Origin of the sequence: Corynebacterium glyciniphilum AJ 3170 (genome assembly GCF_000626675.1) — a bacterium.
GTDB classification, from domain to species: Bacteria; Actinomycetota; Actinomycetes; order Mycobacteriales; family Mycobacteriaceae; genus Corynebacterium; species Corynebacterium glyciniphilum.
The window spans coordinates 1,705,146-1,718,651 of the sequence record NZ_CP006842.1 but is presented as its reverse complement, the minus strand read 5'-3'; the positions used below and the strand labels follow the sequence as shown (position 1 = coordinate 1,718,651).

Genomic DNA, 13,506 nt, shown 5'->3' with positions numbered 1-13,506 from the left:
TGCGTCTGACCCAGGATCTTCCGGCTCGAGCTAACGAACATAACGTACGAGCACCTCGACGTGATGGGTCAGTCCGAAAGCATCGACGACGGTGACGGCATCTGGACGATAACCATGTTCGGCGAGAAGCGCGGCATCACGGGCCGCCGTCGCCGGATCGCAGCCGACATGGAGAACGGCGGAGGGGTCACGCCCGGCAACGGCCTCGATGACTTTCCGGCCGGCACCGGTGCGTGGCGGGTCCAGAACAACCACTGACGGAGGCGTGGCACCGGGAGCCGCCCCACGCAGGGTGTCGATGCATCCGGCGACATCCCCTGTGACGAACCGGACGTCGCGGTCCACCAAGGTGTCACGACCTGCCGCGGTGGCAGGCGAGGCGATATCCACGCAGTCGACGGCGATATCCGGCACCGCATCGCCGAGTGCGGCAGCGAAAACGCCGGCCCCGCCGTAGAGGTCCCAGCCCAGTTCACTGCCCACCGGGGTGTGCGCGGTCGCCCATTCCGAATACATCCCGGCGACGGCGTGATGGGCCTGCCAGAACGCTTCGGCCGGAACGCGCCAAGAGCGTCCTCCGACGGAACGCACCACGTCCCCGGTCCCACTGAGCACACGGCGCCGCACCGTACTGCGAGGACGATTCTGGGCTCGGCGCCGTTGTCCGCGGCGGTGTGGGCGGGGCATCGGTGGAACCTCGACGATGCTGCGGGCACCATCGTCTCCTAAGGCCACGCATACCTCCGCCCCGGGCGTGAGACTGTATGCAGTGAGTTCGGTGGGCAGCCCTTCGGCCAGTGCCGGAGCCCACTGGGCACACTGCACCGACGTGCTGTCGAGGGGGATCACCCCGGCGCTGCTTCTTTGGCGGAGACCGGCACGTCCTACCGAGTCCACTCCGAGACGTACCCGGGTGCGGTAACCGGTGAACGGGTCCGGTGACACGGTCTCCGGGACCGTGCCGTCCGGCAGCGCACTCAGGTCGATGCCGCCGATGCGCTGGAACTGCTCGATGACGACCTGGCGTTTGATGGCCAGCGAACCGTCCTGGTCCACGAAGTCCAGGTCACAGCATCCCGCTCCCGCCGCGGCTGCCGGGCATACGGCCGGTACTCGATGAGGAGAAGCGTCTCCGATGGCCTGGGCATCCGTCACGGTGGCAGTGAGAAAACGCTTGCCTGCCTTTCCGTCGTCGACGTGAATCGGTACCCCTTTCTCACCGGGCAGGGCACCACGAACAAAAACCACCTGTCCGTCCACGCGTGCCACGCCGGTTCCCCCGTGAGCAGGACCGAGGATGTCAACGGTCGTGACCGGGCCCGTCATGCCGCACGCTCAGAAGCATTGGCCTTCCGGACCGCCCATACCGTCACCAGAACCACAACGGCGGTCAACGGCAGACCCATGATGATCCGTGCGACACCGAGGGCGCCGACAGCATCATCCTGGACGTAGAGCCACTGCTGGACGACGAAACGCCCGAAGAAGACGACGGCCCACGCGAACGTCGCCAGACTGTAGGCCCGCACTGCAGTCCGGTTACTCCGCCAACGGTGGCCGGAGCCGTTGATACCGTGCCAGATCACGGCCACGAGAGGCCATTTGACCACGATGGACACCACGAAGACGATACCGGCCACCAGTGAGTACCAGATGCCGTACGCGAAGTACCCCTTCGCGTCGCCCAACAACCAGGCGATCAGAGCGCACAGCCCCACCCCCATCAGCCCCGATACTGCCGGCATCAGCGTCTCTTTACGGGCCAGACGCCAGAGGAACACCAGCACCGACACGGCGACAGCGGCGGTCAGAGCCAGGCCCAGACCCCAGCGTGAGTTCACCGGCACCAGGACCAGTACGGGGAGGACGGAGGCGACAAGCCCAGACAGCCCTCCGAGCTGCTCCAGGACCGTCGGCGCGGCGGCCGCTTCGGACTCTGAGGAGCGTGGGGCCTCGTCGGTCACTCCCCGTCCTCCGGCTTCGCCGTGGCCGCGTCCTTCTGCCGCTGCTCGACGACCTTACGCAGTTCCTCTGCCATCGCCGCCGGAATCGTGACCGGCAGCGCCTGGCCCGCGGGCAATGGATCATCGCCGCGGTAGACGAAGGTGCGCGAGATGACCTCGTAGGCGAGTTCTGCCAGTTGGTCCGCCTTGTCCGCAGGTCCTGCCAGTGTCATTCGCAGCATCCACCGTGGCCCGTCAACACCTACGACGCGCATGGTGCCGGCCTTCATGGTTCCGACGAGCTCGGTTCCCCAGAGACTCTGCCCCTGCTGTACCTCCAGACCGTCCGCGCTCATTCCCTTGGTGATCTCGGGAATGCTGTCCTCCCACTGCCGTCCGGAACGGGGAGCTGCCAGCGCCACCGGGGTCAACCGACCGAAGGGGGTGAGAATATGGATCATCTGCGGCCCCTTGGGGCCCATCTCCACCTGGACCTCGCCGTTGTGCGGCACCGGCACACGGAGGGATCCGAGATCCAGACCGCTTTTCGCGAAATCGGAGTAGTCGAAAGTGGAATAGTCCACCCTGTCGCCGTCAAAAGGACCGAAATCCCCATTGACCGGATCATAAGCGGAGGCCGTTTCGTGAACAGACAGCGGCTCCGACTGGGCCCCGGTCTGTGGTCGGTCGGATACCTCAGCGTTACCCGGAGTGGCATCGGGCGCATGGGTGGTCGAGGGGGATGACACCGACTCGCCGGTTTCACCGGTACCGGCGTCAGCGCCGTCGTTCTTCTTGCTGAAGGGCCACATGGTTGGGTTACTCCTCAATTCTCGGGGAAAGGACGGGACGGGAACGGTGGTGGAGGGTGGCAGAGTATGACGGACGTGCTCAGTCGCCCGTCGACCCGTAACCACCCGCACCGCGCACCGTGTCTCCGAGCCCAGCAATGTCAGGCACTTCCTCCACGGCGCAGAGCGAGACCTCCTGAACCAGGAACTGGGCGATGCGGTCGCCGCGACTGATCGTTGCCGGGACAGCAGGGTCGAGGTTGATCAGACAGACCTTCACTTCGCCACGGTAGTCCGCGTCCACCGTGCCCGGGGCGTTCACAATGGAGATTCCCTTCTTCCAGGCCAGGCCGCTCCGAGGGTGAACCAGCCCGACGGTTCCGACTGGAAGCCCGACGGCTATTCCTGTCCCCACCAGTGCCCGCTCACCGGGAGCCAACGTCACGTCCTCCGCACTGTGCAGGTCAAGGCCGGCGTCACTTGGGTGTGCCCGCGACGGCAAGGGCAGGTCAGGGTCGAGTCGCGCGATACGCAACGGTGTGTCGAGGCTGTCGGTCATGGTCTCGGAGTCTACCGTCGGCTCCCGGTTACTGACAGCAGCGCCCGCAGGTTAGACTAAGGGATCGTGAGCGAGCCCGAGGTGACAGGAGATGACGTGCCACAGGATTCCGGAGAGAGCCGGCCCGGCGTGACCGGTCCGACCGTTCTCTACCGCGAGCGTCAGCGCGTCCCGTTGTCCTGGTGGCTGATCGGTCTGGGCGTCAGCACGCTGATCGGTTTCCAGGGTCAGATGAGCCGTGAATGGTACTGGGGGCTCGCACTCGGGCTTGTCGTCCTCGCCGCGGTGGTCTGGGCGCTTCTCCACCTGTCGAGCAATGAGCTGACCGTCGAACGGGACGCCGAGGGGGAAACCTGGCTGCACGCCGGGGAAGCTTCTCTGCCGACCTCGGTGGTCAGTCGCAGCCTTCCGGTTCCCCCCTCCGCCCGGAGCGCGGCCATGGGCCGCCAATTGGATCCTGCTGCCTTCGTCTATCACCGTCCCTGGATCCCCTCCATGGCGATGCTGGTGCTGGAGGACCCCGACGACCCCACCCCCTACTGGCTGGTGTCCACCAGCGAACCCGAGCAGTTGCTGGATGCCCTGGACACCCCCCAGGTCTAGACCATGTCTAGACAAGCCCGCGCACAGCCCCTCCCGGCAGGCGCCGTCGGCCTGGAGGGCCGACACTGCCCGCGCTGAGCAAACCTCGGGGGTGGTACTCCCCCGCCGGCTCACTCGCAGTCGATGCAGACCAGATTTCCCTTGCCGTCATCTTCCGCAATCCTGCTGCGGTGCTGGACCAGGAAGCAGACGGAACAGGTGAACTCGTCGGTCTGACGGGGGATCACCGAACCGCTGAGTTCCTCGCCGGACAGGTCCGCCATTGGGACGTCAATGGGTTCAACGATGTCGCCGTCGTCGGTGTCGTCAACAGCGGGCTCGGCCTTCTCGGCGGCCTTCAGGCCCTCGAGGGAGTCGGTCTCGATCTCGTCTTCGGGGCGGGTACGGGGGGAATCGTAGTCAGTCGCCATGATGATGCTCCTTGGTTCCGTTATCCGGCCGGGACGGTCCCCATGCCGAATAAGGATGTGAAGTTACAGATATGCAGGTGTGGTCACGTATCAGCGAGGGCCGGGGCCCGTCGAGTCACCGGAAGCCCTCACGCAACGACCGTGGAACACCCTGCCAGTAACGAAGCGTCAGCGGCGGATATTCCCGGCGTTTGACGCGCATAGTAAAGCAGCGACGAACCATTGTCACTTCACCGGACGGTCACCGTCGCCACCGATAGCCGACCCAGTCGTCCGACCAGCAAAAATCCGGTCCGTCACGGGTGCCCCTTGGATAAGGGAAGAGTGACGGCAAGCACCTTCTCTGCGAGCTCATCAGTGATGCCTGGAGCAGCTGCGAGGATGCCCACACCTTCGTCCTGACCGGAAACCAGCGAGGGCATGAACACCACCGCACCCGAACGTGCTGCGATGAGGGTGCCCGCAGCATAGTCCCACGGGCCCAGCCCGTGCTCGTAGTAGGCGTCGAGACGTCCTGTAGCCACGGCACACAGGTCAAGCGCGGCGGAGCCCATCCGTCGTATGTCACGGATCTCCGGGAGCAGATCCACGAGGAGGTCCGCCTGCGCACGTCGACGGGAGGACACATAGGAGAATCCTGTACCCACCAGGGCCATGGAAAGCTGCTGCAATGATGTCTGCACGGTCCCCTCGATCACGCGCTCGTCGCCGTCCACCCTTGTCACCACATCTCCACCCGCGCATGCCGAGTAAACGGTGCCGTGGAAGATGTCGGCTACCGCGCCAGCGACCGGAACGCCGTCCACACAGGCCGCGATACTTACGGCGCTGGCGGGAATTCCGTACACCAGATTGACCGTGCCGTCCACGGGGTCGACCACCCAGGTCACTCCACTGTCTGCCAGCGCCCCTCCGTCTTCTTCACCCAGAATAGGATCTGGACCTGCCCCGCGGTCTGTGAGCTCATGGAGACGTATCCGGATCAGATTCTCACTCGACCGGTCGATCGCAGTGACCGGGTCAACGTCGGAAGACTTCGTGTCCTCCACATCGAGGCGTCCGGAGGAGCCGACCGCGAACGCCCGTTCGCCCCGCACATGGTCGGCAGCCTCAGAGGCAACCGTGGCGGCGATGTTCCGGAGATCGTCCGGCGAACGGCCCGAGAGCTCCTTCTGCGGCCCCTGAGGGTCGGTGGCGGTTGTGTCCTGGTCAAGGCGAATCAGCTCACTCATGACCAACATTCTTCCACCACCCGGCATCGACGCGCCCGGCCTCCAGGACTGCGGTAGCATGCGTTGTCATGACTGAATCACCCACGCAGGAGTCAGCGAACATCGGATACGGGGTTGACATCGGGGGCAGCGGGATCAAGGGGGCTCTCGTCAACCTCGACACCGGGGAATTCATCGGTGACCGGATTCGAGTAGACACTCCCCGACCCGCCACTCCTGGTGCTGTCGCCGACACCGTCGCTGCGCTGTTGAACGACGCAGAGTGGACAGGCCCTGTCGGTCTCACCGTGCCGGCTGTGGTCCGTAATCAGGTCGCGGTCACAGCTGCGAATATCGACCCCGCGTGGATCGGCACCGACTGCCAGGAACTTTTCGGCGAGCGCCTGGCTGTCGACGGACGCCGTCGCACCATCAGCGTGCTCAACGACGCCGACGCAGCCGGGATGGCCGAAGCCGCCTACGGTGACGCATCCACGGATCAGGGCACGGTGCTCTTCCTGACGTTCGGCACAGGGATCGGTTCCGCCCTGCTTTACAACGGTTCACTGTTCCCGAACACCGAACTCGGGCATCTGAACTTTCCTGCCATGGACGCCGAGAAATGGGCGTCATCCGCAGTACGGGACCGGGAGGACCTCAGCTACAAGGAATGGGCACGGCGGGTGGACCGGGTTCTCCACGAATACGTTCGCATCCTCAATCCTGCCAGAATCATCGTCGGCGGCGGCATTTCGAAAAAGCACCATAAATGGCTCCCTGAGCTCACCGTGGACGCTGAAGTGGTGCCGGCGGCACTTCTCAACCGTGCCGGTATCGTGGGGGCCGCGGTGGCTGTCCGCGACAAGATGCGGCCCTGATCGCTGAAATTCATCGCAACTGGGTTATAATTGGGGGTCGACTGTGCTCCTGACCAAGGACCACACACTGCAAGTCCCCTGACCCCGCAAGAAAGGTCTTTCGTGGCGGCCCACACCAGTTCCACCTCCGGTAACGACGCCGAGGGCATCGACGCCCCCGGCACTTCGGCATCGTCGGCCGGTCGAAGGGTGGCCAAGAAGACCACCGCAAAGAAGGCCGTCCGCACGGCCACACGCAAGGCGGCGACCCCGGTGGCCCCGACCGCAGCGCCGACACCATCCGAGTCGTCCTCTGCCTCGCCTACTGCCTCCTCCTCCACAGACGAGGATGCCCCCAAGCAGGCTGCGGCCAAGAAAGCGGCCCGCAAGACGACTCAGAAGTCTGCGGCGAAGAAGACCGCCGCAAAGAAGACCGCCAAGAAAACTGCGGCGAAGAAGACCACGGCGAAAAGGGTTGCGGGACGCGCGGCCACGTCAGCCGTGACCGATGACGGCGATGTCGCGAATGGCGCCGAGCAGACCCGGCGCCAGGCGAAGGATGCGGACTCGGACGCCGTCAACGACCGGGAGGACGTGGACGAGTCCACTGACGGTTTCGACGACATCGACGAACTGGACGACGACCTGGAAATCGACGCGGACGATGTCGATGAGGTCGATGAGGTCGAAGATGATGACGAGGATGACGACACCACGTCTCCGGCCGTCGTGACCCCCGCAGGTGCCGTCTCCGACGGTGATGAGGAGGACGATGACGCCAAACAGGAGTCCGGCAGCTTTGTCTGGGATGAGGATGAGTCCGCCGCTCTCCGCCAGGCGCGCAAGGATGCGGAGCTGACCGCATCGGCGGACTCTGTGCGTGCCTACCTTAAGCAGATCGGTAAGGTCGCACTACTCAATGCTGAGCAGGAGGTCTCCCTGGCCAAGCGCATCGAGGCTGGCCTGTACGCGCACCACAAGATGGACGAGCTCAAGCAGAGCGGCGAGAAAATCTCGCCCATGCAGCGACGCGACTTCCGTGAGATCGAACGGGACGGTCGTAAAGCGAAGAACCACCTCCTCGAGGCGAACCTGCGCCTCGTGGTCTCCCTGGCGAAGCGGTACACCGGACGGGGGATGGCCTTCCTGGACCTGATCCAGGAAGGAAACCTCGGTCTGATCCGCGCGGTGGAGAAGTTCGACTACACCAAGGGCTACAAGTTCTCCACCTATGCCACCTGGTGGATCCGCCAGGCGATCACCCGTGCCATGGCTGATCAGGCCCGCACGATCCGTATACCGGTACACATGGTCGAGGTCATCAACAAACTGGGCCGAATCCAGCGTGAACTGCTGCAGGATCTCGGTCGTGAACCCACCCCGGACGAGCTCGCCCGCGAGATGGACATCACAGTGGACAAGGTGCTGGAGATCCAGCAGTATGCCCGAGAGCCGATTTCTCTCGACCAGACCATCGGCGATGAAGGCGACAGCCAGCTCGGCGACTTCATCGAGGACTCTGAAGCGGTCATCGCCGTCGACGCTGTCAGCTTCACCCTGCTGCAGGACCAGCTCCAGGACGTACTGCACACCCTCTCCGAGCGCGAGGCAGGTGTGGTCAAGCTACGCTTCGGACTCACCGACGGTATGCCGCGCACGCTGGACGAAATCGGGCAGGTCTACGGAGTCACCCGGGAACGCATCCGTCAGATCGAATCGAAGACCATGTCCAAGCTGCGCCATCCCTCCCGTTCACAGGTGTTGCGCGACTACCTGGACTGAGTCCCGCACTCACCGGCGCGGCGGCCGGGGTTCTTTCCGTCCGCCACCGCCGCTCAGCGCCTGACACCCCCGTCTTGTGTTGGTCTACCCCCTGCATGACCAACACAAGACGGGGGTGTCGTCACGTCCGCACCCTCCGCTCACTCGTCGTTGCGGCGATCCTCCATGCACTGACGCAGTTCATCAGTAGATGTCGATGAGCAGTCCTGAAGGGACTGCGCGGTGCTGTTGGTCACGACGCCGGCCAACGCCACCGCGACAATGGAGACCGCCACCGCGATCATGGGATAACCACGGCTCTGGTGTGTCGAACGCATCGCGACGATCAGGGCGACCAGGGAAACCAACAGGACGACGACACTGATGATCAGTCCCAGCCAAGCGAACAACGCCGCGGGCAGAGCCAGTACCGCCAGGACCGCAGCCGCCAGGCCCAGCCTGCTCTGGGAACGCACAGAGCCCGGTACGGACGCTCCGGGGTTGACGGGACGCCCTCCGGGTATCTTCTTCACCATACGGCCAGTTTAACCGACGCAATCTCCCGTTCCGGAAGCGATCACCAGTCCCGGAGGTAAGCGATACGGTCGCGGAGCTGCTCCGCGGTACACAGGGCTGTCGGTGGGCCACCGCAGTTACGTCGGACCTCATTGTGGATGGCCCCATGTGGTCGTCCGGTGCGCTGAGACTTCGCACCGACGAGCGCATTGAGTTTCTTGCGTAACGCTGGGAGCTCCTCACTGGCGACCTTCTTGTCCGGGGACGTGTCGTCACCAGCACCTGCCCCGGTGTTCTGCAACTGCCCGGTCTGAGCAGCCTGCTCAACCTCACGCTCCCGGTTGTCCAGTTGACTGGACTGCCGTGCCCGCAGGAGCGTCCTCATCTGTTCGGCGTCAAGAAGCCCAGGGAGCCCGAGGTATTCTTGTTCCTCTGCAGAGCCCGTCATCGTAGCGGTGCCGTAGGTGGAGCCGTCGAAGATGAGACTCTCCAGCTCTGCCTCGGCTCCCAGGGTCTCGTAGCCGCCGGGCTCGTCGGGTTCCGTCTCCTCCTTGTTCGCCTGTGCCAGCAACTCATCGTCCCACCCTTCGTTGGGACGATCCGGCTTGCCGAGGACGTGATTTCGCTGTCGCTCCATATTGGATGCCAGGTCAAGCAGAACCGGCACGCTGGGGAGGAAGACACTGGCGGACTCGCCAGGCCGCCGGGAACGGACAAAACGGCCGATGGCCTGAGCGAAGAAAAGCGGTGTCGACGCCGATGTCGCGTAAACGCCGACCGCGAGACGTGGGACGTCAACACCCTCAGACACCATGCGTACGGCGACCATCCACTGTTCCGTGGAGTCCGAGAACGCCTTGATCCGGTCACTGGAACCCTGCTCGTCGGACAACACCACTGTCACCTTCGTGCCGGTGATCTTCTCCAGTATCGCTGCATAAGCACGTGCTGTCGTCGTGTCTGTGGCAATAACCAGGCCACCTGCGTCCGGAATCGACTCGCGCAGCTGCATCAGGCGGGTATGAGCTGCGCTGAGCACCGCAGGAATCCACTCGCCCTTGGGATCCAACGCGGTCTTCCAGGCACGTGCAGTCTGCTCGGCGTTCAAGGGAGTGCCCAGGCGTGCCTCGTACTCCTCGCCGGCACTGTCACGCCACCGGGCCTGACCCGAGTAGGCCAGGAAGACCACCGGACGCACGACACCGTCCGCGAGTGCATCCGAGTATCCGTAGGTGTAATCGGACTGGGAGACTAACGCCCCGTCGACGTCCTTGTACTGGACGAAAGGAATCTCCGAATCGTCTGACCGGAACGGGGTACCGGTCAGAGCGAGCCGGCGTTCGGCCTGCGCGTAGGCGAAACGTACGCCGTCACCCCAGCTTTTCGCGTCGCCGGCATGGTGTATCTCGTCGAGAATCACCAGGGTCTTGCGTGCGGTAGCGACCTGATAGTGCTTCGTCGGCTTCATCCCGACCTGGGCGTAAGTCACTGCCACACCGTCGTGGGCGTTGTTCACCGCTGAGGAGTTGGTGAACTCCGCGTCAATGGATATGCCCTGGCGCGCGGCGGCCTGGGACCACTGGGTCTTGAGGTGCTCGGTCGGCACGACGATAACCAGGCGCTGCACGACCCGACTGTCGAGCAGCATGCGGGCCACCGTCAGCGCGAACGTCGTTTTTCCCGCACCGGGGGTTGCCACCGCGAGATAATCCTGCGGAGCAGAGTCGATGTAACGTCGGAGTGCGGCCTGCTGCCAGGCACGGAGTGTGCCGTATGCGGTGGCCTGACTCACTTCTTCCGGAGCCCCTGGTAGATGCTCTCGCAGTCAGGACAGACCGGGGATCCGGGTTTCGCCTGTTTGGTCACGGGGAAGGTTTCGCCACAGAGGGCGACAACCATCTTCCCGTTGATCGCGGAGTCGACGATCTTGTCCTTCTTGACGTAGTGGAAGAACTTCGGGGTGTCGTCCGAGGTCTTGTCTTCGGTCCGGACGTCGGGCCGCTCAATCGTTGTCGTTCCAGGAGTAGTCACGTCCCCATGATGCCCTCCCCCGCCCGCGTTTTCCACCCGTGCCGGTCGACGAATACTTTCGGTGGGCGGTCCCGAGGGTTGTGGTCGGCACGTACGGGACTACGGTTGTGGCCATGTCCCAGCACCAGTCCCGCCGTCGTCGAGGTGACGATGTCTCGGTCATCACCGATGCCCGACGATCGCCCTTGGACGACTGGCGCCATCGGCGCCACCTGTACGCGGCGCTGCAGCTGGCACGCATTCCGTTGCTGGGCGCCGCGGTCGCGGCATACGCCTGGCTGCACAGTCCCGCCCTCGCCGCAGTCTTCGCGGTGATATCCCTGCCACTCCCCTGGGCAGCGGTCCTGCTGGCCAATGAAAAAACGGATGACCGGGAAAAAGGTCAGCCCAAGGTGTACAAACCGGCGCTCGCGCGCCAGTACCGCGACAGCATCAACAATCCTCAGTTGGGCGGTTCCGCCAGCGGACAACTTGAAGCACCGCGTGAAGAGACCGGGTACACCGTCATCGACGCGGAAACTGGCCGGTTGGACGACCCTGATTCCCCCGGCAACCCCGATACCTTCACTACCTCCGATACCTCCGCATGGGAGAGACATGACGACGCCGACCGCTCCGACCCCTCCGACGACAATGGCCGTTGACGCCGATGCTCCGTGTCTCGGAGACCTCGTCCTCGCGCTCACAGCCATGGACTACGGCACACCGCTACTTCTCCGGTGTCTCGGAAGACAAGGACACACCGAAGCCCTCTCCGGCAATCCCGGAGGTGCCGAGTGGCACCTCGACAACCGTGTCACTGCAGAGGCGGGAAGTGTCTTCCCCCGGGACGTTCTGCTCACGCGTGCCTTTTTCCTCCGGAGACCCGTCGACCGTGGTGAACTCGCACAGGTCATAGGAGCGACCCTGGTCGATGAACTCCTCACTGCCGATGCGCTGTCCACCGAGTCGGAGGTCAGCGGGCGAACCCTGGTCCGCTCGCAGGTCGACGTACGGCCGGTGGCACACAGCGCGCACCGGGCCGACGGGACCGAGGCACTTGTTGTATCGGACCCGGATTCCTCACTCGAAGCGAGAACTCCTCGCCCCGACCACGTACCGGGCGTCGGGCACGCTCCACTGACGCTACTGAACCAGGTCCCGTCGACACCTGCCGGTCGGCTGCTCGACCTCGGCACCGGCTCCGGTGTCTTGGCAATGATTGTGGATGCGGATGAAACCGTAGCCACAGATATCCACGACCGCGCACTGGGATTCGCCCGGGCTTCCCAGCGGTCGGTGGTTGACCGAACCATTGACTGGCGTGCGGGAAGCTGGTTCGAACCCGTTTCGGGAGAAGAGTTCGACCGGATCGTCTCCAATCCACCGTTCGTCGTCGGCCCACCCGCAGACGGCCAGATCTACCGCGATTCCGGCCTGGAGCTCGATGACGCGACCCGCACCGTGGTGGAGGGTGCGGTCAAGCACCTCTCCCCCGGCGGCACTGCTCATCTTCTCGGGGCGTGGGCGACGTCCCTCTCGGAGTCCGCAGCCGATCGCGTCGCCGGTTGGGTACCTGCGGAGGGAATCCGAGCGTGGATTGTCCAGCGTGATGAAGTCACCCCGTCGTTCTATGTCCGTACCTGGACAGCCGATGGGTCCGTTGATCCGCGAACGGATGCGGGCCAGGCACATGTCAGGCGGTGGCTCGACTACCTCGGCAGTCGGGACATCACCAGAATCGGCCTGGGGTACGTCCATCTCCAACGCATCGACGGCCCGTCCGAGGTCACCTTCGAGGTCGTCGATACGCCGGACCTCGGGTATTTCGGTGACGAGGTCGCAGAATACTTCGCACGCGCACAATGGCTAGCCCACCAGGATGCCGATGGGATTCTAGACAACCGGTTCCAGCTACGTCCCGGACTCGCACGTGAGAACGTGGAGGTCTCACGGTCCGGACTGACCGGTGACCCGGCTACCGAGCCTGGCTTCCGACCTGAGATCATCAGGATCACCCGGACCGACGGCCCCGGCTTCAGCCACGAGATCGACGAAGCCCTCTCCTCGGTGCTTGCCGGCCTGTCTCCGCACGGCCTTAATCTTCGGGATGTCGCCGGCCTGTACTGCGCCGTTAACGACCTTGACGAGGACGAGTTCACCGAGGCGCTTGTTCCGTTGATCGTCGATCTTGTACGTCACGGTATGGTCCTTCCCACGACTCTCCTCGAGGGCGCCTGATGAAGGCGGTCGTCAGTACGGTCGGCACGGCAGAGGTGACAGTCGGCGGCGTGATCGTCGGCTCTGTCGACAGCAACCGGGACGGTGAAGGCCGCGGCGCCCTGCTGGCCCTGGTCGGCGTCGGGCGTAACGACAGGCCCGATGCCTGGCGGACCATGGCCAGGAAGATCGCGGAGCTACGGATCCTCCCACCCGTCGCAGCACCGTGGGAGGAAGGTCGCGGTGTCGGCGCCCAGGACAACGGTGCCGAGATCCTCATCGTCAGTCAGTTCACACTGATGGGTGCCACCGCCAAGGGACGTCGCCCGTCATGGTCTGATGCCGCCCCGGGGGACGTCGCAGAAGAAGTGATCTCCCGGATCACCGAGGATCTCCGCAACCGGGGTCTCCGAGTCGAGACCGGGACTTTCGGCGCCATGATGGAGGTCAGCTCGACTAATCTCGGCCCCTACACGGTAATCGTCGAAGCTCCCTAAGGACGGGGGTAACCGTACTTCTGCGACACCCCCCACAATAGGGGAGTCGAAAGTGCATTTACGCCTCCTTCACCTGCGAATTCCTTCCGCTATCCTGCGAGACACTTAGGCCCGGAACAATTTCTGAC

General features: G+C 64.3%; 15 protein-coding genes. 6 read left to right on the top strand and 9 right to left on the bottom strand.

The genetic code is table 11. The features are described from left to right. Positions 1 to 30 precede the first annotated feature (30 nt). The 4 genes from CGLY_RS08075 to dut form a co-directional block, all read right to left on the bottom strand. Positions 31 to 1,326, bottom strand: coding sequence for a class I SAM-dependent RNA methyltransferase (locus tag CGLY_RS08075; protein ID WP_038548387.1), 1,296 nt, complete (start codon positions 1,324 to 1,326; stop codon positions 31 to 33). Then, complete coding sequence (locus CGLY_RS08070; RefSeq protein ID WP_052539891.1) at positions 1,323 to 1,964, bottom strand: DUF3159 domain-containing protein; 642 nt, start codon at positions 1,962 to 1,964, stop codon at positions 1,323 to 1,325. The genes CGLY_RS08075 and CGLY_RS08070 overlap by 4 nt, the downstream gene beginning before the upstream one ends. Next, the gene (locus CGLY_RS08065) at positions 1,961 to 2,755 is read right to left on the bottom strand and encodes a DUF3710 domain-containing protein (protein WP_038552014.1); all 795 of its coding nucleotides are present in this window, start codon (positions 2,753 to 2,755) and stop codon (positions 1,961 to 1,963) included. Before CGLY_RS08065 ends, CGLY_RS08070 begins: the two co-directional genes overlap by 4 nt. 79 nt (positions 2,756 to 2,834) lie before the next feature. Then, positions 2,835 to 3,293, bottom strand: coding sequence for a dUTP diphosphatase (gene dut, locus CGLY_RS08060; RefSeq protein ID WP_038548384.1), 459 nt, complete (start codon positions 3,291 to 3,293; stop codon positions 2,835 to 2,837). Positions 3,294 to 3,359: 66 nt separating this feature from the next. Between dut and CGLY_RS08055 the strand changes: the two genes are divergently transcribed. Further along, the gene (locus CGLY_RS08055) at positions 3,360 to 3,896 is read left to right on the top strand and encodes a DUF3093 domain-containing protein (protein WP_081803834.1); all 537 of its coding nucleotides are present in this window, start codon (positions 3,360 to 3,362) and stop codon (positions 3,894 to 3,896) included. 110 nt (positions 3,897 to 4,006) lie between these two features. Here the strand turns inward: CGLY_RS08055 and CGLY_RS08050 are convergent, their stop codons facing one another. Both CGLY_RS08050 and CGLY_RS08045 read right to left on the bottom strand, forming a co-directional pair. Further along, entirely contained in the window at positions 4,007 to 4,306 is a 300-nt protein-coding gene (locus CGLY_RS08050) for a DUF4193 domain-containing protein (protein WP_038548381.1), read from the bottom strand. 296 nt (positions 4,307 to 4,602) lie between these two features. Further along, positions 4,603 to 5,538 (bottom strand): inositol monophosphatase family protein, encoded by a 936-nt coding sequence (locus CGLY_RS08045; protein ID WP_038552008.1) that lies wholly within the window; start codon positions 5,536 to 5,538, stop codon positions 4,603 to 4,605. Positions 5,539 to 5,606: 68 nt separating this feature from the next. Here CGLY_RS08045 and ppgK point away from each other — a divergent pair, with 68 nt between their 5' ends. Then, positions 5,607 to 6,395: a polyphosphate--glucose phosphotransferase gene (ppgK, locus tag CGLY_RS08040; RefSeq protein ID WP_038548378.1), complete on the top strand. Its 789-nt coding sequence runs from the start codon at positions 5,607 to 5,609 to the stop codon at positions 6,393 to 6,395. 102 nt (positions 6,396 to 6,497) lie between these two features. Further along, positions 6,498 to 8,156 carry an RNA polymerase sigma factor gene (locus tag CGLY_RS08035; RefSeq protein WP_038548374.1) on the top strand — a complete coding sequence of 553 codons (1,659 nt, stop codon included), beginning with the start codon at positions 6,498 to 6,500 and terminating at the stop codon, positions 8,154 to 8,156. A gap of 140 nt (positions 8,157 to 8,296) precedes the next feature. Here CGLY_RS08035 and CGLY_RS08030 read toward each other — a convergent pair whose 3' ends face one another. The 3 genes from CGLY_RS08030 to CGLY_RS08020 are packed head-to-tail and all read right to left on the bottom strand — an operon-like array spanning position 8,297 to position 10,682. Further along, positions 8,297 to 8,671, bottom strand: a complete 375-nt coding sequence (locus CGLY_RS08030) for a hypothetical protein (RefSeq protein WP_038548371.1) — start codon at positions 8,669 to 8,671, stop codon at positions 8,297 to 8,299. 41 nt (positions 8,672 to 8,712) lie between these two features. Next, a complete protein-coding gene (locus CGLY_RS08025; protein WP_038548369.1) occupies positions 8,713 to 10,443 on the bottom strand; it encodes a DEAD/DEAH box helicase in 1,731 nt (576 codons plus the stop codon). After that, the gene (locus tag CGLY_RS08020; protein WP_038548366.1) at positions 10,440 to 10,682 is read right to left on the bottom strand and encodes a DUF3039 domain-containing protein; all 243 of its coding nucleotides are present in this window, start codon (positions 10,680 to 10,682) and stop codon (positions 10,440 to 10,442) included. The genes CGLY_RS08025 and CGLY_RS08020 overlap by 4 nt, the downstream gene beginning before the upstream one ends. A 113-nt stretch (positions 10,683 to 10,795) precedes the next feature. On the opposite strand from CGLY_RS08020, the gene CGLY_RS16740 reads away from it, so the two are divergent. From CGLY_RS16740 to dtd, 3 genes are read left to right on the top strand one after another with little or no spacing between them, the layout of a single operon-like run. Continuing rightward, positions 10,796 to 11,326, top strand: a complete 531-nt coding sequence (locus CGLY_RS16740) for a DUF3099 domain-containing protein (protein ID WP_052539888.1) — start codon at positions 10,796 to 10,798, stop codon at positions 11,324 to 11,326. Beyond that, entirely contained in the window at positions 11,280 to 12,902 is a 1,623-nt protein-coding gene (locus CGLY_RS08010; RefSeq protein WP_081803832.1) for a DUF7782 domain-containing protein, read from the top strand. The genes CGLY_RS16740 and CGLY_RS08010 overlap by 47 nt, the downstream gene beginning before the upstream one ends. Further along, positions 12,902 to 13,378: a D-aminoacyl-tRNA deacylase gene (dtd, locus tag CGLY_RS08005; protein ID WP_038548360.1), complete on the top strand. Its 477-nt coding sequence runs from the start codon at positions 12,902 to 12,904 to the stop codon at positions 13,376 to 13,378. Before CGLY_RS08010 ends, dtd begins: the two co-directional genes overlap by 1 nt. Positions 13,379 to 13,506 lie beyond the last annotated feature (128 nt).